General features: G+C 48.6%; 25 protein-coding genes. 10 read left to right on the forward strand and 15 right to left on the reverse strand.

Annotation, left to right across the window (positions count from 1 at the left end):
• Positions 1-2: 2 nt before the first annotated feature.
• The 10 genes from flgK to flgB form a co-directional block, all read right to left on the reverse strand.
• A complete protein-coding gene (gene flgK / locus ACN0S4_RS09195; RefSeq protein ID WP_417657385.1) occupies positions 3-1610 on the reverse strand; it encodes a flagellar hook-associated protein FlgK in 1608 nt (535 codons plus the stop codon).
• 75 nt (positions 1611-1685) lie between these two features.
• Entirely contained in the window at positions 1686-1985 is a 300-nt protein-coding gene (locus ACN0S4_RS09200; protein WP_169930881.1) for a rod-binding protein, read from the reverse strand.
• The gene (locus ACN0S4_RS09205) at positions 1985-3037 is read right to left on the reverse strand and encodes a flagellar basal body P-ring protein FlgI (protein ID WP_417657386.1); all 1053 of its coding nucleotides are present in this window, start codon (positions 3035-3037) and stop codon (positions 1985-1987) included. Before ACN0S4_RS09205 ends, ACN0S4_RS09200 begins: the two co-directional genes overlap by 1 nt.
• Positions 3038-3109: 72 nt before the next feature.
• Positions 3110-3769, reverse strand: a complete 660-nt coding sequence (locus tag ACN0S4_RS09210) for a flagellar basal body L-ring protein FlgH (RefSeq protein ID WP_417657387.1) — start codon at positions 3767-3769, stop codon at positions 3110-3112.
• Between the two features lies 1 nt (position 3770).
• Positions 3771-4553 (reverse strand): flagellar basal-body rod protein FlgG, encoded by a 783-nt coding sequence (gene flgG / locus ACN0S4_RS09215; RefSeq protein ID WP_417657388.1) that lies wholly within the window; start codon positions 4551-4553, stop codon positions 3771-3773.
• Between the two features lie 15 nt (positions 4554-4568).
• On the reverse strand, positions 4569-5312 hold the full coding sequence (locus ACN0S4_RS09220; protein ID WP_417657389.1) for a flagellar basal body rod protein FlgF: 744 nt from the start codon (positions 5310-5312) through the stop codon (positions 4569-4571).
• Positions 5313-5345: 33 nt separating this feature from the next.
• Positions 5346-6530 (reverse strand): flagellar hook protein FlgE, encoded by a 1185-nt coding sequence (gene flgE, locus ACN0S4_RS09225; protein ID WP_417657390.1) that lies wholly within the window; start codon positions 6528-6530, stop codon positions 5346-5348.
• 10 nt (positions 6531-6540) lie between these two features.
• On the reverse strand, positions 6541-7212 hold the full coding sequence (locus tag ACN0S4_RS09230; RefSeq protein WP_417657391.1) for a flagellar hook assembly protein FlgD: 672 nt from the start codon (positions 7210-7212) through the stop codon (positions 6541-6543).
• A gap of 10 nt (positions 7213-7222) precedes the next feature.
• The gene (gene flgC / locus ACN0S4_RS09235) at positions 7223-7633 is read right to left on the reverse strand and encodes a flagellar basal body rod protein FlgC (RefSeq protein WP_417657392.1); all 411 of its coding nucleotides are present in this window, start codon (positions 7631-7633) and stop codon (positions 7223-7225) included.
• 8 nt (positions 7634-7641) lie between these two features.
• Positions 7642-8049 carry a flagellar basal body rod protein FlgB gene (flgB, locus tag ACN0S4_RS09240; RefSeq protein ID WP_417657393.1) on the reverse strand — a complete coding sequence of 136 codons (408 nt, stop codon included), beginning with the start codon at positions 8047-8049 and terminating at the stop codon, positions 7642-7644.
• 184 nt (positions 8050-8233) lie between these two features.
• Here flgB and flgA point away from each other — a divergent pair, with 184 nt between their 5' ends.
• From flgA to ACN0S4_RS09255, 3 genes are all read left to right on the forward strand, one after another.
• Positions 8234-8932 (forward strand): flagellar basal body P-ring formation chaperone FlgA, encoded by a 699-nt coding sequence (gene flgA / locus ACN0S4_RS09245; RefSeq protein WP_417657394.1) that lies wholly within the window; start codon positions 8234-8236, stop codon positions 8930-8932.
• A gap of 96 nt (positions 8933-9028) precedes the next feature.
• Positions 9029-9331, forward strand: a complete 303-nt coding sequence (gene flgM, locus ACN0S4_RS09250; protein WP_417657395.1) for a flagellar biosynthesis anti-sigma factor FlgM — start codon at positions 9029-9031, stop codon at positions 9329-9331.
• A 5-nt stretch (positions 9332-9336) separates the two neighbouring features.
• Positions 9337-9789, forward strand: coding sequence for a flagella synthesis protein FlgN (locus ACN0S4_RS09255; RefSeq protein WP_417657396.1), 453 nt, complete (start codon positions 9337-9339; stop codon positions 9787-9789).
• Here the strand turns inward: ACN0S4_RS09255 and ACN0S4_RS09260 are convergent.
• The 5 genes from ACN0S4_RS09260 to ACN0S4_RS09280 form a co-directional block, all read right to left on the reverse strand.
• On the reverse strand, positions 9786-10565 hold the full coding sequence (locus ACN0S4_RS09260) for a S1/P1 nuclease (RefSeq protein WP_417657397.1): 780 nt from the start codon (positions 10563-10565) through the stop codon (positions 9786-9788). The genes ACN0S4_RS09255 and ACN0S4_RS09260 overlap by 4 nt on opposite strands.
• 98 nt (positions 10566-10663) lie before the next feature.
• Positions 10664-11740 carry a PQQ-dependent sugar dehydrogenase gene (locus tag ACN0S4_RS09265; RefSeq protein ID WP_417657398.1) on the reverse strand — a complete coding sequence of 359 codons (1077 nt, stop codon included), beginning with the start codon at positions 11738-11740 and terminating at the stop codon, positions 10664-10666.
• A complete protein-coding gene (locus tag ACN0S4_RS09270) occupies positions 11737-12204 on the reverse strand; it encodes a hypothetical protein (protein WP_417657399.1) in 468 nt (155 codons plus the stop codon). The genes ACN0S4_RS09265 and ACN0S4_RS09270 overlap by 4 nt, the downstream gene beginning before the upstream one ends.
• Before the next feature lie 62 nt (positions 12205-12266).
• Positions 12267-12758: a DUF6702 family protein gene (locus ACN0S4_RS09275; RefSeq protein ID WP_417657400.1), complete on the reverse strand. Its 492-nt coding sequence runs from the start codon at positions 12756-12758 to the stop codon at positions 12267-12269.
• The gene (locus tag ACN0S4_RS09280) at positions 12755-15226 is read right to left on the reverse strand and encodes a M1 family metallopeptidase (protein WP_417657401.1); all 2472 of its coding nucleotides are present in this window, start codon (positions 15224-15226) and stop codon (positions 12755-12757) included. Before ACN0S4_RS09280 ends, ACN0S4_RS09275 begins: the two co-directional genes overlap by 4 nt.
• Before the next feature lie 140 nt (positions 15227-15366).
• Between ACN0S4_RS09280 and ACN0S4_RS09285 the strand changes: the two genes are divergently transcribed.
• From ACN0S4_RS09285 to ACN0S4_RS09315, 7 genes are all read left to right on the forward strand, one after another.
• Positions 15367-16791, forward strand: a complete 1425-nt coding sequence (locus ACN0S4_RS09285; protein ID WP_417657402.1) for a diguanylate cyclase — start codon at positions 15367-15369, stop codon at positions 16789-16791.
• The gene (locus ACN0S4_RS09290) at positions 16788-17258 is read left to right on the forward strand and encodes a flavodoxin domain-containing protein (protein ID WP_417657403.1); all 471 of its coding nucleotides are present in this window, start codon (positions 16788-16790) and stop codon (positions 17256-17258) included. Before ACN0S4_RS09285 ends, ACN0S4_RS09290 begins: the two co-directional genes overlap by 4 nt.
• Before the next feature lie 377 nt (positions 17259-17635).
• A complete protein-coding gene (mnmG, locus tag ACN0S4_RS09295; protein ID WP_417657404.1) occupies positions 17636-19537 on the forward strand; it encodes a tRNA uridine-5-carboxymethylaminomethyl(34) synthesis enzyme MnmG in 1902 nt (633 codons plus the stop codon).
• A 10-nt stretch (positions 19538-19547) separates the two neighbouring features.
• Positions 19548-20168 (forward strand): 16S rRNA (guanine(527)-N(7))-methyltransferase RsmG, encoded by a 621-nt coding sequence (gene rsmG / locus ACN0S4_RS09300; RefSeq protein ID WP_417657405.1) that lies wholly within the window; start codon positions 19548-19550, stop codon positions 20166-20168.
• Between the two features lie 31 nt (positions 20169-20199).
• A complete protein-coding gene (locus ACN0S4_RS09305; RefSeq protein ID WP_169930900.1) occupies positions 20200-20997 on the forward strand; it encodes a ParA family protein in 798 nt (265 codons plus the stop codon).
• Positions 20998-21011: 14 nt separating this feature from the next.
• Entirely contained in the window at positions 21012-21911 is a 900-nt protein-coding gene (locus ACN0S4_RS09310; protein WP_417657406.1) for a ParB/RepB/Spo0J family partition protein, read from the forward strand.
• A gap of 64 nt (positions 21912-21975) precedes the next feature.
• Positions 21976-22371: an ATP synthase subunit I gene (locus ACN0S4_RS09315; protein ID WP_169930902.1), complete on the forward strand. Its 396-nt coding sequence runs from the start codon at positions 21976-21978 to the stop codon at positions 22369-22371.
• The last annotated feature ends 7 nt before the right edge of the window (positions 22372-22378 follow it).

A 22378-nucleotide genomic window follows, 5' to 3' on the forward strand; every position in this document is an offset into this window, starting at 1 on the left:
ACTTAGCGAAGACTTAAAATGGTATCGAGCAACGTGGTGCCCGTTTCAATCACTTTGGCGTTGGCTTGATAATATTGTTGGAAGCGGACTAAATTTGCGGCTTCCTCATCTAAGTTCACACCTGATTCCGACTGCTGCAAGGCCTCGAGCTGAGACGTCAGCCCTTCTTGCGCAGCTAAATTAGCCTTCACAACACTCATTTTGTTGCCAACCGTACTGACCATGCCTGCATAGGCTTGGTTAAACGTAGCGGTGCCACCAATTGTTTTCTGATTCTGTAATTCCAGCATTGCGAGTGCATTGCGATTGTCGCCACTGCCAGTTGACTGCGCGGCAGCAATTTCAGCGCCATCATTCAGTTCAAATGAGAAGGTACTGGCAAGACCTTTCAAGGGTTCGACACGGAATGCATCGTTGGTATTGGGGGTGCCACTTAACGTCATTTCGACACCGGCGAAACTCAAAGTATTGGTGCCTGCATCAAAGGTAGCGGCCACTTCACGGCCATTGTCCGCGCGGGTGACCGTGAATGTCGCATCATCATTGGTGCGCACATTAAAGCCCGTCGCCAGCAACGCATCGCTATCCGTAATAGTCGCAGTGGCCGTAACGGTGCTCGTATTGTTGGCATTCATAAACACTTGTGGCGAGCCGATGCTAAACATCTCAGCACCCGGCTGTTGGTTCAAATCCAATCCTTGGGTGTGTTGTTCATTCATAGCAGTCGCAAAGCTATACGCCAGCTGACCGAGTTGATTTTGGAGTTTATCCAGTGAGTCACGCCGAAATTCCATCAAGCCGCCCAAGGTTCCGCGTTGGAAGTTACGCTCTTGTAATTCGCTGAAGTTGCCAGCTGGATCGGTATAACCAACCATCACTTGGGTAGGGTCATTGGCTCCAGGACGTGCGGTCAGTTGATAGGTGCTTTCACCGTTGACCAACGGTAAGCCGCTCGACAACGACACACTATAAGCACCAGAACTATTCTCATTGACACGAATATCGATGCGCTGGCTGAGTTCGTGCACTAGTTGATCACGTTGATTCGCTAAATTGTTTGGCGTTTTACCATCGAAGCCACGAGCTAACACAATCTCTCGGTTCAAGTCTGCGATTTGCTGCGTGTAGGTATTGACCAGTTCTACTTCTGCTTCTAACTGCTGGTTTACACTCCGGCCAATATCTTCCGCATATTCGTCTAGCGAGCGAAATTGCGCCACCATGGTTTGTGCCGCACCCATCACCCCTTCACGCGATGCTGGATCAGATGGGCTGCTGGCCATTTGGCTCATACTGGAGAAAAACTTTTGCATCATTGGGGCGAGACCAGCGGCCTCATCAGACAGCAGATTATCAATCTGCCCGAGCTCGTTTTGGTAGGCTTCTAAAGAAGACAAAGTGCCTGCCGCTGCATTTAACCGAGTCGCGACAAACTGATTGAATTGACGCTGAACGTCAGTAACGCGTACGCCGTTGCCGTTACTTTCGGTCATCATCACAATCTCGCGATTATAACCGGGCGTATAGACGTTGGTGATGTTGTTACTGGTGGTATAAAGCGCTTGTTGTGCTGTTGACAACCCGCTCAATCCAATCGAAAAAATGCTCATTTCTGATCCTTCTGCTGATACCTTTAGCTATCGGCATCAACCGCCAAAACTTAAGTGCAATTTTACGCGAAATGCTTATTTACTTGGGGTTTTCTGCAACTGCTGCAGCAGTGTGTCGGCCAAGCCGATACCCTTGCTCGCTAATTCGTTAGATAGCTGTGCGTCGAACATTTCGGTGTAGGTTTTCATGGCATTGCTATCAAAAAATACAGACTCACCGCCTGCCGCGCGCATCGACTTCATCATCTGTCCAACAAAGAGCGCTTCAAATTGCTTTGCCGCCGCTTCTGCGGCTTGATCGGGCCGCTTCGAGCTGGCGGTTTTCAAATCATTCAGCTGTTGTGAATCGAAGGCTAACCCAGGAATACTACTCATTAGATAATCTCCAAATCAGCACGCAACGAACCCGATGCCTTCAACGCCTGTAAAATAGCCATCAGATCTGCTGGAGTAGCGCCTAAGCTATTCAGCGCTTGCACCACGTCCATGAGTTGTGTTCCCTCAACGGCAAGTAGCGAGGCTTCTTCTTCAATAATGTCGATATCCGCCGCATCTGCGGTAACGGTCTGGCCCTGGCTGAATGGTGCGGGTTGGCTTACCAACGGTTGTGACCGAATAGTGACCGCCAGATTGCCATGTGCAACCGCAGCTTCACGCAAAGTGACATTTCCAGTTAACACAATAGAACCCGTACGCGAATTTAATACCACGCGAGCGGTCGACTGACCTGGGTTGACCTCAATGTTCTCAACCTGCGCCATAAACGCGACGCGATTGTTCGGATCTTGCGGACCTTGCAGTTGAATCACGCCCGCATTGATTGCATTGGCTACCTTAAAGCCAAAGGACTCATTCACTCGCTCAACAACCCGTAATGCGGTCGTGAAATCGGCTTCATCGAGTTGCAACGTCAGCAGGCCGTTATCTCGACCTAAATCAAGCTCAACACTGCGCTCAATGGTGGCACCCGCGCTAATGCGGCCCGCTGCTTGATGGTTGACCACCGCTGACGAACCCTGTGCTTCAGCACTAATGCCATTAATGAGTAAGTTACCTTGTGCGAGAGCATAGACATTGCCGTCTGCACCTTTCAGTGGTGTCATAAGTAACGTGCCGCCGCGTAAGCTCCGCGCGTTACCTATAGAGCTCACCACCACATCGACCTGCTGTCCAGGTTGTGCAAAAGCTGGAAGTTTTGCCGTGACCATCACCGCTGCAACGTTACGCAACTGCATATTGGTTCCAGCAGGAATAGTGACACCAAGCTGATTCAGCATGTTTGTCATGCTCTGACCGGTAAACGGCGCCTGCATGGTTTGGTCACCCGAACCGTCGAGTCCAACCACCAAGCCATAACCCACCAGGTCATTGCTGCGCACACCGGCAAAACTCGCAATATCTTTGAGGCGTTCAGCTGCGGCGGGCATGCTTAGCATACTTAGTAGCAGTGCTATTCCTATCAAACGAGTCCATTGTATGTTCGGCACGAATCTATCCTCTTAAAACGGTGCGATTTTATTGAAAAAGCGCTGTAACCAACCCATCCGCTGCGCATCGCTGATATAGCCGTCGCCCATGTATTCCAAGCGCGCGTCAGCTACTGCCGTCGACATCACGGTATTGCTGCGATTAATTTGACGCGGATTCACAATGCCCGAGAAGCGGATGACCTCAGTGCCTTGGTTGATCGCAATTTGTTTTTCACCGCGAATTCGTAAGTTGCCGTTGCGGAGCACTTGCAGCACCGTGACCGTGATCGTTCCTGAGAAGCGGTTGTTGGCGCTGGACCCGCCACTACCGCTGAAGTCATTGTTACTGCCAACGGCAAAACCGTATTCGGCAAGTTCTGCCAGTGCGTCTGGCAAACCTTCTAAATCCACGCCAACATTGCTGGTTCTGGACGCATTCGATGAAGCACTTTTCGTCGCACTAACTTGCTCTTCCAACACCACCGTCAGAATGTCGCCAATGCGACGCGGGCGCTGATCTTCAAATAGGGGAACGTAACCTTGTTGCGCTTGGTAAATAGAGCCATTGGCTTCGCCTTGCGGCAGATCCGGAATCGAAACCTCTTCATAGGGCTCGACAACAACTGGCTCAGGCACGCTACTGCATGCTGCCAATCCAAGTGCGAGAAGACTCACCGCTACCGCTTTCATCTTAGAGTTGTCCTAACCGCGCCAGCATTTCATCACTGGTTTGAACCGCACGACTATTGATTTCATAAGCGCGCTGGGTCTGAATCATATTGACCATTTCTTCAACGACGTTCACGTTAGAAGCTTCAACAAATCCCTGATACAAGCGACCTGCACCGTTGACGCCAGGCAGTGCTTCAGTTGGCGCGCCAGATGATGCTGTTTCAACGTATAAGTTGCCGCCTATGGCTTCTAGGCCCGCATCATTCATGAAGGTAGCAAGACTGATTTGTCCCACTTGCTGGTTTTGAGCGATACCGGGTTGTTTCACCGAGACAATACCATCCTCACCAATGGTGACACTCAACGCATTGGCAGGCAGGAAAATAGCGGGCTCGAGTGGCTGCCCACTGGCGGTAACCATTTGTCCGTCCTGGTTGATTTGAAAGCTGCCATCACGAGTGTAAGCAATGTTGCCATCTGGCAGTAACACTTGGAAAAAGCCCTTGCCGTTAATCGCCAAGTCATTGGAGTTTTCGGTGTTGCTTAAATTTCCCTGAGTGTGCAAGCGTTCGGTTGCTGCGGCGCGAACACCAGTACCAACTTGCAAACCTGACGGCAGCGCGTCTTGCGCATTATTCATTGCGCCAGGTTGGCGCATATTTTGATACAACAAATCTTCAAACACGGCTCGTGAGCGTTTGAACCCCGTTGTATTGACGTTGGCCAAGTTGTTGGTGATCACGTCTAACTGCTGTTGCTGTCCAGTCAAACCTGTTTTTGCAATCCATAATGACTTAATCATAATGGCTTTCTCCCGTTAGCCGCGCACAGACAACAGGCTATTGGCCTGCTGCGCTGTTTCGTCAGCTTTATTAATCACGCTCATATTGAGTTCATAACGGCGCTGGTTATCAATCATGGCAACCATTGCATCAATGGCATTGACGTTACTGCCTTCGAGCGCACCAGAGCGAACTTGCGCTGTCTCTGATGCCGCCAACGGTGCATTCACCGGACTACGAAACCAACCATCTTCGCTACGCATCAATTGCTGCGGTTCAGTGACATCCACCAATTTCAAACGGTCCAGTGGCACCAGTTCGGTCGGATTACCACCCATGCCGATGCCTGAAACGGTTCCATCGTTGCCAATAGACAGAGAGGTACCGAGCGGCACCTGAATGGGTCCGCCTTGACCTAACACAGGCATACCGCCGACGGTCATTTGACCTTCAGCGTTTACCTGCAGGTCACCGCGTTTGGTGTAGGCCTCGCCGGCTGGGGTTTGCACCGCCAGCCATGCGTTGCCTTGCATTGCCACATCGAGATCACGTTCGGTGGTTTGCACCGTTCCAGAGCTTGTATCAAACAAGCCCGTTGCAGAAACCGCGGCCACTCGCGTGTCGTGAACGCCAGCTCCGTTTACTGGAACAGCGCGCGCGGCGGCGAGCTGAGCTCGAAAACCACTAGTCGATACGTTGGCGAGGTTATTGGTCACCACCGCCTGTTCGTCCAGCGTTTGCCGCGCACCATTCATGGCTGTATATAAAATGGCATCCATGAGCTGTTCCTCTTAACGTTTACTGTTTAACTATTAACGTAACTGCATGGTGGTCTGCAGGGCTTCATCCTGAGACTTGATGCTTTGTGCGTTAGCTTGGTAGTTACGTTGTGCAATAATCATGGCAACCAGCTCTTGCGTCAGATCAACATTCGACGCTTCCACTGCACCGGCCATAATATTGCCGAACTGGCCCTGACCTGGCACCGATACAATCGGCTGTCCAGATTCAGTGGTCTCACGCCAACCGTTATCACCCGCCGGCTGCAAGCCTTCTAAACTCTGGAAGTTTGCCAATGCGATAGTACCTAGTACCCGTTCTTGTTCGTTCGAGTAGGTTCCAACAATTTCGCCAAGTTCATTGATATTGACCTGCATCAATGTTCCCGAAACGTAACCGTCTTGGAAAATTTCAGCTAGTTCAAATTCATTAGCGAACTGAGTCGAACCTTCAAGCTCCATGCTTACAGTCATTGGATCCGAACCGTTCGGTGGTGCAAAAGTAAATGCATCTAGTCCCGTAACTGTATCCAACAAACCATTTCCATCGAAGGTCAGTTGGCCAATTTCAGGCGCAACTTCGTTGTCTCGCACAAGCCGCACTTCCCAGGTATTGATTGCGGTTTTAGTAAAGTACATCTGGCTCTGATGCGGAGTACCTAATGAGTCATACAAAGTCACACTGTTGGTGTAGGAATAGGAGTTCGCATTGGCTGGATCAAAAGGAATCGCTCCACGGTTAACAATTGCTGAGCGTGTGTCCATATTAAATGTGGCTTCGATCGAGTTCGTTGCATAAGCAGGCAAGCCCACCGATGGAATCTGCATGACTTGTGGCTGACCACCGAAATCGATACCTGCAGGATAACCGGTTAAGCGTGCACCTGAAGCGTTGGTCAAGTAGCCACTACGATCCATAGTCAACTGACCATTGCGCGAATAAATAATTTCTCCTGCCGCTTCAAAGCGGAAGAAGCCCTTGCCCGATACCGCTAAGTCTAAGCCGCGGTCGGTGGTTTCAATGTTACCGTCGCTGAAATCCTGAACCACGCCAGCAAGGCGCGTACCTAGACCAACTTCAGCATTGGCATAGATATCGGCAAACTGTGCACGTGAACTTTTAAAGCCAACAATTTGTGAGTTGGCTACGTTGTTACTAATAACGTCAAGGTTAATGGCCGCAGCGCGTAAACCTGAGAGTGCTTGTGAAAAACCCATAATGAGCTCCTTAAATAATTTGACGAATATCTTCGAGTCGGACTGGATCGAGAATACCGCCGAGATCAAGTCGTGGACCGTCTTTGTAGTTACTGACTGCCAGCACTTGAGCGTAATTCAATTGCTCAACACTGACTGACTTACCGTCATTGACGGCTTCAACACTGAATCGATAAGAACCTGGAGGAGCGGCGGTGCCGTCATCCATCAAGCCATCCCAGGTGTAAGAATGAGAGCCACTGTTGGCGGACCCTAAATCAAAAGTGCGTACGAGCATGCCGCTTTCGTTGAAAACTTTGGCCGTCATTTCGCCAACCGGTGACTGTAATTCCAGACCAAATGGCGTGGTGTCGCCCGCTTCACCAACCAGCAAACGATCCCCTGGCACTAGCACAGCTTTGCCAATCAAGCCGGCGGCTTGGAGTGAACGTTGCGCATCAATTTGGCCATTTATGTTCTGCATGGTGTCGTTGAGTGACTCAATACCGCTTACGGTATTGATCTGGGCCAGCTGCGCAGTCATTTCATTGTTTTCCATCGGGTTCAATGGATCTTGGTTGTTCAGCTGTGCGACCAACAAGGTCATAAAGTTATTGCGCATCTCTTCGCCATTCGAAGCGACTTGTCCACCACCGCGGTTGGCCTGAGTCACAACATTGGCATCAATGGTATTGCCTAACATGTTTTACTCCTTAACTGCGGCCGATGGAGAGCGTGCGCATCAGTAATTCTTTACTGGTATTGAGCACTTCTACGTTGGCCTGATAAGACCGCGCCGCCGAAATCATATTGACCATTTCAGCAACGGGGTCGACATTGGGTAAGGTCACGTAACCTTGGTCGTCTGCCAGTGGGTGTCCTGGCTGATACTCGCGCCGCGCTGGCGCTTCCGACTCAACCACTTGCTGCACCTGCACACCACCAACACCTTGGTTTTGCAGCTGCTGTTCAAAGATTACTTGCTTCGCTTTGTAAGGTTCGCCATTAGGGCCGGCAACGCTGTTCGCGTTTGCCATATTGCTCGCCGACACGTTCATGCGCTGTGATTGCGCCGTCAGTGCTGAGCCAGCAATATCGAGAATGGAGAAGTTAGTCGCCATCATATGCTCCGTTATTGTTCAGGTTGCATGGCTTTGCGTAAGCCACTGATGCGATCATCAAGGAACTGAATATCGGCTTGATAGCGCAGTGAATTGTCGAGGAACTGAGTACGCTCGATATCCATGTCGACGGTATTCCCGTCTAATCGAGATTGTGTTGGCGTGCGATACTGCAACTGCGCCGTGACCGTATTATTAGCACCCAGCTGTAAATGACCCGCATGCGTTTTAGTCGGCTGCGTGGTGCCTTGTATTGACGCACTCGCCCGTTGCAGCTCGGCACTAAAGTTAATGTCGCGTGCTTTAAAGTTGGGTGTATCTGCATTGGCGATATTATTCGCGATCACTTCTTGCCGCTGTTGCCGAAGCGACAGCGCTTGTTGGTGAAACTGCAGAGACTGACTCAGTTTATCGATCATCCCGGTATCCTCGATCCTCGCGATCCTCATTTCGATCGCTTTTTTCTCACGGTCTAGACTAGACCCGCTGCTGACAAGACAAAGGGACAAAAAAGCGCCTTTTTTACCCTTAATTCTGCGATTAGAGAAAATTTGAGGTCGTTATACTGGCCTTTCACTAGGGTATAAGTAGAGATCCGTGATCATGAAGTTAAGCCGACTGCTACTGATTGGTTTGAGCTTGCACAGCGCTGCGCTGTTCGCGAGCACGCCACCTGTGCCTGCAATGCCACAGTGGGAACGCCAATTGCGGTCGGAACTCGCCATGCCGTTACAACGGTTAGCGGACGACTACGAATTGACATTAAGTTGGTCCGACGCACGCAAGCAGCAGTTGAATGATTGCGTTGTTACGAGTTTTTCCCTTCCAGAGGATGCGCAGTTGCGTCGCGGTCGAGCACTGGTATCAGTTACCTGTGAAGACTCCCCACGACCGCATTATGTGCCCGTGACCATCACTCTGTTGGGAACCTATTATGTTCTCGCCGACTCGGTTTCTGCAGGCGCTCGCATCACCGCTGAACATATTCAAGCCGTACAAGGTGACCTGACGCGATTACCACACCAAGCAGTGCGCGATCCTGAACTTATTATTGGTCAGCAAGCGCGGCGCTCTTTGGTTGCTGACACGGTCATTCAAGCAAGTTTTTTACAAGCGCCGGTTGTCGTAGAGCGCGGGCAAAACGTTACCGTGATTGCCTCAGGTGCTGGATTTGAGTTGCGCCAAGAGGGTCAGGCGCTTGATGCAGGAGGCGTGAATGAGATTATTCGCGTTCGACTAGAAAACAAGAACTTACTATCGGTCAAAGTGACAGGTCCTGGACGTGCGGTACCTGCATCATGACCGTCTCTCTAGAGAACTATCTATAGATAACTATGAATTTTTTGCACATTCGGTTAAAGTTTGGTGGTGTACTGCCGATAACTCAGGTAGACATAAATGAGTGAGGTATTTCCTGTGAAAGTGAATGGATTTCAGCCACTGCCCGGTACCAACCAAACGGAATCGAACCGTTCGGCGAAAACGGGTGCGCCTTCGACTGAGTCTAGCCAATCAGCTAGTTCAGCGGACGTCGTCACTCATTTTAGTCAACTCCCGCAAGATCAGAGCCAAGATATCGATACCGCGAAAGTCGATTCTATTCGACAAGCGATTCGTGACGGCCAACTGACCATGCGTGCTGACCAAATAGCCGAATCCTTGTTGCAAAGTTTAACTGAATCATCCAGCAACACTGATTAGGATTTATGGGACTACAGACGCATTTAAACGCACAAATTACTCGCCTGACTAATTTGCAACAACTGCTTGAACAAGAGCAGTCGATGTTGAGTGCCGGCACTATTGATGGCGCTGAACTCGAGCGTATCGCACAAGCCAAAACGGCACTTCAGCAAGAAATCGAAACCGCCGAAGAGCAACGCCGCACTGCGCAACACAAACTTGGATTTGCTGCTGATAGCAAAGGTGCGCGCAAAGCTGCTCAACAAGCAGGCTGTATCGATACGTGGGAAACCTTACTGCAAGCTGCAGAGCGTGTGGCAAAAATGAACCAGCTGAATGGCGAGCTCATTCAGCATCGGTTACACCACAACCAACACATGCTCAATATTCTGCGCGATGCCAGTGGTGGCGGCCAACTGTATGGCTCCGACGGTAATCAACCCACTCGCCCGCAGCGCATTAACTCCAAAGCTTAATCTTGATAGATACCATCGAGGAGCGCGGCTAAACGCTGCGCGCCCATTTGCATCCGCTGCTCTAAAATAGGTCCATATTGAGCCGTGTAATTCTCTCCTAAGCGTTGTTGCGGTGCATAATCAGAATAGATTCGGCGAGTAATCGCGGCCGATTCGTTGGCCCACCCCAACACCAAATCCTCGCTGTATTGCAATAGCGGCAGCGGCTCTAAACCTTGACCCAAACTATCGGCTTTAGCCTGTGGTGGCTCTCCTTCGCGGCGCAATAACATGCCGGTGTCCCACAGCCAATGCAAATTCCGTTCTTCATCAAAGTAATACAGATTGGCGCGATTGCCGCCTAAGTCATCTGCAAAACTGACATGCATGGGTTGGTGTAAGTCACCGATATAATGGGCGAGGAACGCGAGTGCATCCCAGCTCTCTGGGTTGTTGGTCAACACGCTGTAGTGATGCTGAATAGCCGACAAGATGCAGCCCTGTGGTGGACAGGCATCCGCTGTAACTTGCGCTTGATTACGAGCGAAATTGACATAGTGGTGGGGTTTTGCCCAATCCCATTTGTCATCGCTTTTAATGTGATCAGCCCAACTACAAATTGCGCCAAAAGAGTCGTAATCCGGGTGCTCTGCGACCATCGCATCAAGACGTTGACGAGTTGCCGGCGACACCAATTCATAAGTCATCTGACAAAACACGGCATGCCCAGTGCCACCGTAACTATTGGCGGCAGGACTGAACGCAAGCACGCTCAACAGAATCAAAATCAGTCGCATAAATACTCCTTTTGACAGTGAACAGCAAATAGTGAAACGTGAACAGAAATGCCCGAAACACCCACCCAACCTATTGTTTTGTGTTCACTGTTCTCTATTCACTTTTCACTGGTTAAAGCGATTAGTTTGGCTTTTGGTGAATCTTCCAGGATGTAGAGCCGGCCATCGTTGCCGCTCGCTACTGCGCGGTAACGTGTCTCGCGTTCTTGTAGGAAGTCTTGTGGCTGTTGCCATTTGCCATCCACAAAGCGAAAACGCTGTAAGCGCTGACCTGCCAAGTGCGCTACCCACAAATCACCTTGATGTAGGGTTAGACCAGCGGGCGCTAACGATGGCGTCCATTGTAATAGTGGTTGAACGGTGCCGGGCAAATTTTGCAAGGGACTTACATAAGCACCCGTGTAATCAATACCGTAAGTAACCAACGGCCAGCCGTAGTTCTTGCCTGCCTCAATTTTATTGAGTTCATCACCGCCACGAGGGCCATGTTCATGCTGCCATACCGCATCACGTTCAGCGTCATAAACAATGCCTTGCACATTCCGATGGCCGTAACTGTAGATTAGCGGTGCTGCTTCTTTGTGTTTAAACGGATTATCTTCAGGCACGCTGCCATCGGCATTCATGCGTACTATTTTGCCTAAGTAACTATCCAGATTTTGTGCTTGCTCGCGATAGTCAAAACCGTCACCAAGTGTCAGTAACAAGGTCGCATCCGGCAGCCACGTCATTCGACCACCGTAATGTGCTGCGCCCTCTTTATCGGTGCCACTAAAAATCAATTCAAGATTGCTCACTTCCGTGGCTTCTTGATTCAACGTTCCAACACTCACGCAGGTGGTATTCTGTGGCGCGGAGCCGCAGGCATAGCTGAAATAGACCTTCCGACTTTGCCCAAAATCTGGTGCCAGCAACACCTCAAAAAGTCCAGCCTGAGCTTCAGCGAACAAGTCAGGTAGATTAAGCGCGACAGTTTGTGTCGCATTAGAGCTAGCGTCGATGTGTACGAGTCGGCCACCTCGTTCTGTGACTAACCAACTTTGATCAGGAAGCTGTGCCAACCCCCAGGGTTGATTCAAATCATCCGCAATTATTGACAAGGTAATCTCTTCGTCCGCGAACGCCGCTCCAGCGTAAAACGCCAGACTCAACACACTCAGTGATAGTGCCTTCATGCTGTTACTCCTTCACCTTGGTGGTTCGAATGACCGCTGACCTTGCTGATTCTGGCAAACAAATAACCTGCGAAGCCACCACACGCCACCATACTCAGCAAGCCCGGAATCGTTCGATTCACAGCTATCAGTGTTGGCATGGGGAGTAATGCATCGACAATCATAAAGGCAACCCACAACCCAACCGCTCCGCCCACTAAAAACCAAATCGGTTCCGGATTCGGGCGCCGACGGTCAATAAAATAGGCTATGGGGAGAGAAAAAAGCAGCGAAGTTCCGAGAATAATCGCGAACGTCGGTGAAAAATTTAGAATATCGTGAAAAGTGGCTTCTTTGCGCAGCGCTAAGTCAATCTCAACAGACCAATCCTGCAGCGCAGCGATATTAAATTGGGTTTGGATAATTGATGCGGTGATGCTGGCAACCACTAACGCAATCAGAAAAGCTATCGCAATGCGTATCATATTGCTGACTCCGAGTTCGAATGAAAGATGGGACGCTCACAGGCTACGCCCCATGTGTCAGCCTAAAATGACACTTCGAGCCAGTCATCCGCAGCTTGAAATGTCAGACTTTGAAGCGTTCCACGTCCTTCAATATTAACCAGATTTTGCTGCGACGCCCAGATATCTTGCAGTGCTTGGTGTTTTAACTTGAGGCCAGACAGCGACTCTGGAATAGCAACCTCTTGATAAACCCAGATATTAGCGCCATCAATTTGCTGACCAACCGGTGCTAACACTAAGCGCTCACCTGCAAGTGTCGCCAATTGAAACCGCTCCATGACATAACTGGCAAATTGCTCGCGCGTTTCTGCGTTGTCATGAATATCAGCGCCTTTGGCATCAAACAACACGCCCACCGCATGCTCTGCATCATGTAAGTTAAAGCGATGCATTACCTCAATATTGCCAGTTCGTTCATTAAACAAAACCGTTGTTACTGCGGTTTTTAGCTGATGGGCAGTTGCACTACCCATCATCACTAGAACAAGAGCTGTCGCTATCAAAACTCTCATTGATCGTCGTTCTCGGTTTCGTCTTTGCTATCTTCTTCATCATCAGTTTTCAGCTTAGACTTCGACTCTTGCATCAAGTCGCGACGAATATGGTCAGCCGGCCAATTGCCTTTGTAGGCCTCAATGCGCGACGGAATAATGCGGCGTGGATAATAGTTGTTTGCAATATCCACATCTGCTGTTTCCCATTGTGGATCCACTGCAAAGTCAGTGACTTCTTTGTCGGTCACAATCAGCTTGCTGACGTTCTTCGCATTGCGACGCCAAATCTCAGCAGGAATATGCATCGAATCCGTGGTGCCATCGGCATAAGTCCATTCCAGCAAGATTGGCATCACCAGTCCGCCCAAATTACTGAAATCTAGAACGTAATAGTTTTTATCTTCGCTCACAGCGCGGTCAAATACGCGACGTTCCCACGGCTCAAGCTTCTCTAAGAAACTCTGATAAGCATTACGCTGCTTATTGGTTACCGTAAACTCGTCGTTCTCATCGTAAAAGTCCGTCACTTCTGGGTTTAATTCAACCCAAGTTTTGCGGCCTTCGGCTTGGTTACGTTCCACGAACAGTGACGTTGGCTTATTCGCTTCTTCTTGACGACGACGTTCCCAATCAATATCCGGATCTTTCGTATCCATCCGTAATTTGTAGACTCGGTCCAAACTGATATCGACATGGTCTGTTGAATAGAACCAGCCACGCCAGAACCAATCTAAATCGACACCTGAAGCTTCTTCCATGGTCCGGAAGAAATCCGCTGGCGTAGGTCGTTTGAACATCCACCGGCGCGCATATTCTTTAAATGCGTAATCAAACAGCTCTCGGCCCATAATCACTTCACGTAAAATATTCAAAGCAACTGCGGGTTTGGTGTAAGCATTAGGACCCAAATTTAGAACGCTATCTGACTGCGTCATAATGGGTACTTGGTTGGTCGACTTCATGTAATCAATGATGCCTCGCGCTTCAACACCCCAAGGAATATCAGGATCCCATTCACGCCCTGCAACTGCATCTAAGTAGCTATTTAGACCTTCATCCATCCACGTCCACTGACGCTCGTCAGAATTCACGATCATTGGGAAGTAGATGTGTCCAATTTCATGAATGACCACACCAATCAAAAAGCGCTTTTCTGCTAACGAATAAGTGCGGCTGCCGTCATCTTGAAGTTCAGTACGCGGGCCATTAAAGGTGATCATCGGGTATTCCATACCGCCAACAGGTCCATTCACTGACTGAGCGGTTGGATAGGGATAATCAAATGAGAAGCGAGAATACACTTCCATAGTGTGAATCACTGAAGCGGTCGAATATTTCTCCCATAGCTCGCCGCCTTCTTTAGGATAAAACGACATCGCCAGCACTTCCGGCATGACGTTGCCGCCTTGCTCATACACTTGTGCATCCCAAATGAATTTACGCGACGAAGCCCAGGCAAAATCACGGACATTTTCGGCAACGAAACGCCATGTTTTCATTTCGTCAGTGGCTTCTTTCTCGTTCTCGAGAGCTTCCTCTGGCGTCACTACAAACACTGGACGTTCAGCGCCTTTCGCATCGTCTAAACGCTCTCGTTGTGTTGAGGTCAACACATCACGTGGGTTTTGTAAGACACCTGAAGCTGACACAATGTGATCAGCCGGCACGGTGATCTCAACTTCAAAGTCGCCGAATTCCATAGTGAACTCGCCGCTACCCAAGAATTCTTTATTGGTCCACGCTTCATAGTCGGTAAATGCGGTCACTCGCGGATACCACTGCGCCATTAAAAAGATGTCGTTTCCACCTTCCCGCTCGTCATCAGGGAAGTGCTCATAGCCCGAACGCGCGCCAACCGCATCGGACTCGACAATATTGAAACCGAAATCAATGCCGAATTCTGTTTTTTGCCCAGGCTTTAATGGCTGCGGTAAATCCAGTCGTAACTTGGTACCCACCACCACAAAATCCATGCCTTGACCGCGGCTATCACTGATTTTCTTAATTTCGAAACCGAGCTCGTTGTCAGCCATAAACTGTTGCCGACGCAACTGCCCTAGACTGATCCGTGCTGGCTTATCAATGCCGTTCAGGTTCTGCTCAGGTCTGCTTGAAAATGTGCTGCTGCGCTCTGCCATGGAGTCGTTGCGAAAGATGTTCTGGTCTAATTGAATCCAGATGTAACGCAAGGTGTAAGGTGAGTTGTTGTGATACGTAATGGTTTCTGAAGCATCAATTCGGCGCGCTGCTTCATTCAATGTGACATCAATATCGTAGTCTGCTCGCTGTTGCCAGTAATTCTCCCCAGGTTCACCCGCCGCACTGCGATACACATTCGGGGTGGGTAACGTTTCATCCAATTGGCGAAACTTATCTTGATAACTGCCTTTGGTTTGTTGAATGGCTGACTCAGCATTAGCCGTAAACGGCATGACAAAAGCGCCGATCAGCACACTCGCGCTAATCCAAATAGTCGAATTTTTCATGAAGGGAACCTGTAGGTCATACAAAAAATGATTACTTTGGAGCATAACAATTCGATGGCATACCTACTATTGCGTTAAACATGAAAAAGTGACACTTTGTCGAGAGTTACACCTTTTTCACCAACAACTTGTACGTACCAATGACACTAACACCCCGATCGCTTGCTCGTTATAGTTTATTTATTGCGCTGTGGTTATTGGTTTGGCGCCTTTCTGTACTCATGGAATATCAACCCCATGCGAGCCTTTGGTTTCCACCAGCAGGTCTAAGCTTTGCAGCATTTCTATTACTCGGTTGGCGAGCATTAGTACCGGTCTTCATTGCTTCTTTTTTATCAACTTTTTGGATGTATTGGCTCGATAGCAACGTCATTTCGACTCAGCAGCAGCTAACGAGCGCACTATGGTTTGGATTAGCTCATATTATTGCTTACGGATTCGGCGGCGCCCTGTGTGGTTACTTTTTGCAGCGTGAGCATCGCCAAAACTTTCCTAAACAGATTTATATATTTTTGCTAGTCGGAGCAGTAACAACTTTATTGGCCACATTCTCTGGCATTATTGCTCTACATTTAGCTGATCCGCAGCTCGAAATAGACTTTATGACAACCTGGCTACCATGGTGGATTGGCGATTTAGCTGGCACTTTTGTGATGGCTCCCATATTTATTATTGTCATCATGAAAATCTGGCCTCAACTGACAGATTGGACAGGTATTTATCAACAGACAAAAGCGTCGAAAGTAACATCGAAAAGTCAGTTCATGTTTAAGCTAGTGGTGCTGCAATTATTACTCGCGGTGGTGATGATTGCAGATAGCTCATTAGAAAATCCAGCACTGGCATTCGCCGTCTTTTTCTTGAGCTTGCCGCAAATGTGGATCGTATATTCCGAAAGCTCTATGCGCGCCACTGTGAGTTTAGCTCTAACCAGCCTCGCGATAGCTTTATGGGTGGGTATTTTGGGTATGAGCGATTCAGCAATCACTTATCAATTTGCGCTGTGTGTGATTGCGGCAAACGCCTATTTTGGCATGGCTGTCCCCAATCTTGCGCAACAAAATCAAGTACTCTATCAGCAGAATATCACCGATGGGTTAACCGGTATCATCACTCGCCAACACTTTATCGAATGCACCGAAAAAGTGCTGAAACGACAGGTGCTCAATCACCAACCTGTAAGCTTGTTGATTTTCGATCTCGATCACTTCAAAACTATCAATGATACCTATGGCCACTCGGTTGGCGATGAAGCTCTCGTTTCTGCAGCCCAAGCAATCAAAAAACTAATTCGTGAAGATGACTTAGTGGGTCGATTTGGTGGCGACGAATTTCTTGTTCTGCTGCCTAACCAGAGTTTAAACGAAGCCGAAGCCACCGCACAGCGATTGAAACGTGACTTACCCGCTATTCAAGTCAATGAGCTACAATTACCTTTAACAGCTAGTTTTGGCGTCATTGAATTTCAATCCCATGAAACAGTACAGCACGCACTCGTTCGAGCTGACGACGCTTTACGCCAAGCTAAACATCTCGGTCGCAATAAGGTAGCTACAGCACCATGAATATCGACATCTTAGTCGCCACCACCTCCGGCAACACCGAATACCTTGCCGATCAAATCGCTGAACAACTGCAGCAAGCAGGATTCACCACCAGCCTGCATTACGAGCCTGACTACAGTGATTTGCTTGAAGCATTACGGCAAAGTACCGAAGAAACCTTCTGGTTATGCTGTGTGGCTAGTCATGGTGCCGGCGAATATGCTGACTCAATGTTGGACTTTGCTGAGCAAATACATGCTGAAAAGCCGCAACTTGATGAACTTAATTTTGCCGTTATTGCTGTTGGCGATAGCTGTTATGACACGTTCTGCTCAGCGGGTCGCGATTGTGATGCTTTACTGGATAAGCTGCATGCCAAACGCGCGGTTGAACACCTCGAAATAGATATGGCAACGGAAGATCCAGAAGAAAAAGCCGCAGAATGGCTTCCTAAACTAATCACATGGTTAAATAATAAACAGTCGTAAATGTGTATAACCTCTGTTTAAGATCCCCTAAGCTCTGTTTACTCCCCTGTGATAACTCTGTGTATAACTATCATTGTGGATAACTACCGATCTTATCCACCGTTTGATCACGGGAACGATCATCATCTGATCACAGGGAATGAGATCGTTGTGATCCTTGCTGAATAAGCGCTACAAACGCTTATCCACAGAACTTCTTTCCTTAGTAGTAGTAGTAATAAAAGATCAAAAACAAGATCAAAACCTTTTATAAGATCTAACCCACTACAATCCCGCAGCATTTAAGCGTTTTGATCTGGATCAATTCACGCTAAAATATACGGCTCTGTGATCCTTGCTAGGATCCTAAATTTTTTGAGACACCGAGACGAATCACTATGAGTAACCAGCACAACTTTCACCAACATTATGACGTCATTGTCATTGGCGGTGGTCATGCCGGAACTGAAGCCGCATTGGCTGCAGCACGCATGGGTTGTCAAACATTGCTGCTCACGCACAACATCGAAACGTTAGGCCAAATGTCCTGCAATCCAGCTATTGGCGGTATTGGTAAAGGTCATTTAGTCAAAGAAATCGATGCATTAGGCGGTGCAATGGCTATTGCAGCTGATCGCGCTGGTATTCAATTTCGAACGCTCAATTCTTCTAAAGGTCCCGCAGTACGTGCTACGCGAGCTCAAGCTGATCGTGTGTTATATCGAGCAGCTATTCGTGAACAACTCGAGAATCAAGAAAATCTGAGTTTATTCCAGCAAGCCTGTGATGATCTCGTTGTTGAAAACGATCGCGTGATCGGTGTAGTGACCCAAATGGGTTTAAAGTTTTCTGCCAAAACCGTTGTTTTAACTGTAGGTACTTTCCTGGGTGGCCAAATTCATATTGGTCTGGACAATTACCAGGGTGGTCGAGCCGGTGATCCACCAGCGAATGCTTTAGCCAAGCGTCTCCGCGAGTTACCGTTACGAGTAGATCGACTAAAAACCGGTACACCACCACGAGTGGATGCAAAAACGATTGATTTTTCAGTCATGCAAGAACAACCCGGTGACTCGCCGACACCTGTATTTTCGTTTATGGGTGACGGATCCGATCATCCTCAACAAATTTCGTGTTACATCACTCATACCAACGAACAAACACATGAAATTATTAAAGGCGGATTAGACCGATCGCCCATGTACTCTGGTGTGATTGAAGGTATTGGGCCGCGTTATTGCCCGTCAATTGAAGACAAAGTAATGCGCTTTGCGGATAAGAATTCGCATCAAATCTTCGTTGAGCCAGAAGGTTTAACCACCAATGAAGTCTATCCAAACGGTATCTCAACCAGCTTGCCGTTTGATGTACAAGTTCAGTTGGTGCGTTCCATCAAAGGATTTGAGAACGCGCACATTACCCGACCCGGTTATGCCATCGAATATGATTATTTTGATCCACGGGATCTGAAGCAATCACTCGAAACCAAATATATTCATGGACTGTTTTTTGCTGGGCAAATCAACGGCACCACTGGCTACGAAGAAGCGGGTGCGCAAGGTTTGGTGGCGGGTTTAAATGCAGCTTTGCAAGCGCAAGACAAAGAGTCTTGGGCACCACGTCGTGATCAAGCCTACATGGGCGTACTGATTGATGACCTATCAACACTGGGTACCAAAGAGCCGTATCGTATGTTTACGTCACGTGCTGAATACCGGTTGCTATTGCGTGAAGATAACGCGGATATGCGGTTAACCGAGCAAGGTCGTCAGTTAGGTTTGGTTGATGATGCTCGCTGGGCACGCTTCAGTGAGAAAATGGAAGCCATTGAGCAAGAGCAACAACGGTTGCGCAGCTTGTGGATCCATAAAGATCATCCCGCTGTTGAAAGTGTGAATCTGCATGTCAAAACGCCGATCACGCGTGAAGTGAATGGTGAAGACTTACTGCGCCGTCCAGAAATGACTTATGACGTGATGATGTCTATTCCAGCGTTAGGACCAGGCTTAACAGATCAGCAAGCTGCTGAACAAGTTGAAATTCAGACCAAATATGCTGGTTACATTCATCGTCAACAGGATGAAATTGCGAAGCAGCAACGTCATGAAAATACTAAGCTTCCGCTTGATTTTGACTACAAATCAATCAAAGGCTTATCGAATGAGGTAGTGGCCAAACTCAACCAGCATCAGCCAGAGACAGTGGGTAAAGCGGCACGAATTTCAGGCATTACTCCCGCTGCTATTTCGATGTTGTTGGTCCATCTGAAAAAACAAGGATTGTTGCGCCGCAGCGCATAATAGAAACCTTATGCTAGATATTTTAACGCGCTTGATTGATCAATCAGGGGTGCCTGTTTCGGCCCCACAAGCCAAAACGTTGCTGACGTTAGTCGAACAGTTGAACAAGTGGAATAAGGCTTACAACTTAACGTCGGTGCGTGATCCTCGGCAGATGCTGAGCAGGCATATTATCGACAGCATTGTGATCAAACCCTACCTCCAAGGACAGCGATTTATTGATGTTGGCACAGGACCTGGATTACCCGGATTACCGCTCGCCATTATTATGCCTGATTGTCATTTTACATTGTTAGATTCACTGGGTAAGCGCATCCGTTTTATTCGCCAGTTTTGCCATGAAAATCAAATAACTAATGTTACTGCAGTGCAAAGCAGAGTCGAAGATTTTGAGCCTGAACAGAAATTTGATGGCGTGATAAGTAGAGCCTTTGCCTCGCTTAATGATATGCTCACTTGGTGTCATCATTTACCAACCGAACAGGGGCGCTTTTACGCCTTAAAGGGACAATACCCAACCGCTGAACTGGCCCAATTGCCAGCTGGGTTTGTGGTCGAGCAGTTAGAAAAGCTGCAAGTTCCCGAAGCCGATGGCGAGCGTCATTTGGTATTGATTAGAGCTGCAAATTAAAGCAAGCCAAGCAAAATAAGAGGTTATACCGGTGGGAAGAATCATAGCCATAGCCAATCAAAAAGGTGGGGTCGGTAAAACGACCACAGCAGTAAATTTGGCTGCCTCCATGGCCGCCACTCGGCGCAAAGTGCTATTGATTGACCTCGACCCGCAAGGCAACGCTACTATGGGTAGCGGCATTGATAAATACGATGTCGAAAACACTGCCTATGAATTATTGGTCGACGAAAAGCCTGCCAGCGAAGTCATTATCAAAGAAACCAACGGTAAGTATCATTTGATTGCTGCCAATGGAGATGTCACTGCGGCCGATATCAAATTGATGCAGGCCTTTGCTCGCGAACAACGTCTCACCAATGCACTAAAACCAGTACAAGATCAGTACGACTTTATCTTTATTGATTGTCCTCCTTCACTGTCCATGCTGACCGTGAATGCTATGGCTGCTGCTGATTCAGTATTGGTGCCGATGCAATGCGAATATTATGCATTGGAGGGTTTAACCGCCTTGATGGATACTATCGAACGTCTTGCATCAGCAGTGAATCCACGCCTGACCATTGAAGGCATTTTACGCACCATGTATGACCCGCGTAATCGCCTTGCGAATGACGTGTCTGAACAATTGAAAACGCATTTTGGTGACAAGGTTTACCGAACTGTGATCCCGCGTAACGTGCGCTTAGCAGAAGCGCCAAGTTTTGGTGCTCCGGCCATGTATTACGATAAATCATCAACGGGTGCCAAAGCCTATTTATCGTTGGCTGGCGAATTGATTCGCCGCGCAGAACAACAAAAGAAAGCCGAATCAACGGCTGAAGCCTGAGGAAGAACAGTGCTATGTCTGTGAAAAAACGAGGATTAGGGCGCGGCTTGGATGCCCTGCTAACCAACAATAAGCAATCACGTGATGCGGAGTCCAACGAGGCACAGCAAACCGAATCACCGGTACAAAGTGACCTACGCAAACTCCCTATCGAGTGGTTGCAACCCGGCAAGTATCAGCCCCGTAAAGATATGTCACCTGAAGCACTTGAAGATCTTGCCGCATCGGTAAAGGCACAAGGCATTATTCAGCCGATTGTTGTACGTGAAATCAGCCATGAACGGTTCGAAATTATTGCTGGAGAGCGACGTTGGCGCGCTGCTCAATTAGCCCGCTTAAGTGAAGTGCCAGTGCTCATCAAACAAGTTCCTGATGAAGCAGCAGTAGCCATTGCACTGATTGAGAATATTCAACGCGAAGATCTCAATGCCATGGAAGAAGCTACCGCATTGCAACGTTTGTTGGATGAATTCCGGCTGACTCATCAAGAAGTCGCTGATGCTGTGGGGAAATCTCGGGCTACGGTCACTAACTTATTACGCCTAAACAATCTTGAAAAAGAGAGCAAAACATTGCTTGAGCGTGGCGACATTGAACTCGGGCACGCAAAATTATTACTGGCGTTACAAGGCGACGCGCAAAGTGACGCTGCGCGAGTGATCGCCGCCAAGGCCATGACCGTAAGAGAAGCAGAAAAATTAGTCCGTAGTTTGTTAGAGCCGGGCAAACCTAAGCCTGAACCGAAACAACCGGATGTCGACATTCAGCGCCTCGAACAACGTTTAAGTGAACATCTTGGCGCAGCCGTTGCAATCAACCATGGGCGCAAAGGCAAAGGTAAAGTTGTAATTAATTACAGCAATTTGGACGAGCTCGACGGAATTTTGCAGCATTTGCAGCTTTCAGACAGCTAACAAGTTTGCAATTAAACCGCAAATCTTTATACTATCGCGGGCTTTTCAGCGAGGTTTTAGGCCCGTGACGAATACAATTAATAGCACTGGAAAACAGCTCGCTGCTCGCTTGCTTCGTGTGCAAGCTGGAGCGATTTTTTTATTGGCGTGTGTGTTCTCGCTAGTGCAACCCATTAATGGGTATCTTTATTTCTGGGGCGTGGTTGGCGGCGGCATAGCCGTGATGATCCCAACCGCACTCTTCGCATGGCGTGCATTTGCTTCAGGCGGCGCGCGTGCAGCACAACAGGTTGTGTCGAACTTTTTTGCAGGTGAGGCGATTAAATTGACCCTTGCCGTGGCCCTGCTGGTGGCTTTATTGGTGTTTACCACGCTCCCGTATAGTGCGGTTTTGAGCGGTTACATCATCACCTTGTTTGTGCAGTGGCTAGCACCGATTTTGTTTTTAAAATCAACTTAAAATTGTG

This window comes from Pseudidiomarina aestuarii, from assembly GCF_048263735.1.
In the GTDB taxonomy this organism is placed as follows: domain Bacteria; phylum Pseudomonadota; class Gammaproteobacteria; order Enterobacterales; family Alteromonadaceae; genus Pseudidiomarina; species Pseudidiomarina aestuarii_B.

What these genes read in the sequence shown, in the direction of transcription:
- flgK (WP_417657385.1), bottom strand. Translation starts at nt 1,610, where the DNA reads ATGAGCATTTTTTCGATTGGATTGAGCGGGTTGTCAACAGCACAACAA.
- ACN0S4_RS09200 (WP_169930881.1), bottom strand. Translation starts at nt 1,985, where the DNA reads ATGAGTAGTATTCCTGGGTTAGCCTTCGATTCACAACAGCTGAATGAT.
- ACN0S4_RS09205 (WP_417657386.1), bottom strand. Translation starts at nt 3,037, where the DNA reads ATGCCCGCCGCAGCTGAACGCCTCAAAGATATTGCGAGTTTTGCCGGT.
- ACN0S4_RS09210 (WP_417657387.1), bottom strand. Translation starts at nt 3,769, where the DNA reads ATGAAAGCGGTAGCGGTGAGTCTTCTCGCACTTGGATTGGCAGCATGC.
- flgG (WP_417657388.1), bottom strand. Translation starts at nt 4,553, where the DNA reads ATGATTAAGTCATTATGGATTGCAAAAACAGGTTTGACTGGACAGCAA.
- ACN0S4_RS09220 (WP_417657389.1), bottom strand. Translation starts at nt 5,312, where the DNA reads ATGGATGCCATTTTATATACAGCCATGAATGGTGCGCGGCAAACGCTG.
- flgE (WP_417657390.1), bottom strand. Translation starts at nt 6,530, where the DNA reads ATGGGTTTTTCACAAGCACTCTCAGGTTTACGCGCTGCGGCCATTAAC.
- ACN0S4_RS09230 (WP_417657391.1), bottom strand. Translation starts at nt 7,212, where the DNA reads ATGTTAGGCAATACCATTGATGCCAATGTTGTGACTCAGGCCAACCGC.
- flgC (WP_417657392.1), bottom strand. Translation starts at nt 7,633, where the DNA reads ATGATGGCGACTAACTTCTCCATTCTCGATATTGCTGGCTCAGCACTG.
- flgB (WP_417657393.1), bottom strand. Translation starts at nt 8,049, where the DNA reads ATGATCGATAAACTGAGTCAGTCTCTGCAGTTTCACCAACAAGCGCTG.
- flgA (WP_417657394.1), top strand. Translation starts at nt 8,234, where the DNA reads ATGAAGTTAAGCCGACTGCTACTGATTGGTTTGAGCTTGCACAGCGCT.
- flgM (WP_417657395.1), top strand. Translation starts at nt 9,029, where the DNA reads ATGAGTGAGGTATTTCCTGTGAAAGTGAATGGATTTCAGCCACTGCCC.
- ACN0S4_RS09255 (WP_417657396.1), top strand. Translation starts at nt 9,337, where the DNA reads ATGGGACTACAGACGCATTTAAACGCACAAATTACTCGCCTGACTAAT.
- ACN0S4_RS09260 (WP_417657397.1), bottom strand. Translation starts at nt 10,565, where the DNA reads ATGCGACTGATTTTGATTCTGTTGAGCGTGCTTGCGTTCAGTCCTGCC.
- ACN0S4_RS09265 (WP_417657398.1), bottom strand. Translation starts at nt 11,740, where the DNA reads ATGAAGGCACTATCACTGAGTGTGTTGAGTCTGGCGTTTTACGCTGGA.
- ACN0S4_RS09270 (WP_417657399.1), bottom strand. Translation starts at nt 12,204, where the DNA reads ATGATACGCATTGCGATAGCTTTTCTGATTGCGTTAGTGGTTGCCAGC.
- ACN0S4_RS09275 (WP_417657400.1), bottom strand. Translation starts at nt 12,758, where the DNA reads ATGAGAGTTTTGATAGCGACAGCTCTTGTTCTAGTGATGATGGGTAGT.
- ACN0S4_RS09280 (WP_417657401.1), bottom strand. Translation starts at nt 15,226, where the DNA reads ATGAAAAATTCGACTATTTGGATTAGCGCGAGTGTGCTGATCGGCGCT.
- ACN0S4_RS09285 (WP_417657402.1), top strand. Translation starts at nt 15,367, where the DNA reads ATGACACTAACACCCCGATCGCTTGCTCGTTATAGTTTATTTATTGCG.
- ACN0S4_RS09290 (WP_417657403.1), top strand. Translation starts at nt 16,788, where the DNA reads ATGAATATCGACATCTTAGTCGCCACCACCTCCGGCAACACCGAATAC.
- mnmG (WP_417657404.1), top strand. Translation starts at nt 17,636, where the DNA reads ATGAGTAACCAGCACAACTTTCACCAACATTATGACGTCATTGTCATT.
- rsmG (WP_417657405.1), top strand. Translation starts at nt 19,548, where the DNA reads ATGCTAGATATTTTAACGCGCTTGATTGATCAATCAGGGGTGCCTGTT.
- ACN0S4_RS09310 (WP_417657406.1), top strand. Translation starts at nt 21,012, where the DNA reads ATGTCTGTGAAAAAACGAGGATTAGGGCGCGGCTTGGATGCCCTGCTA.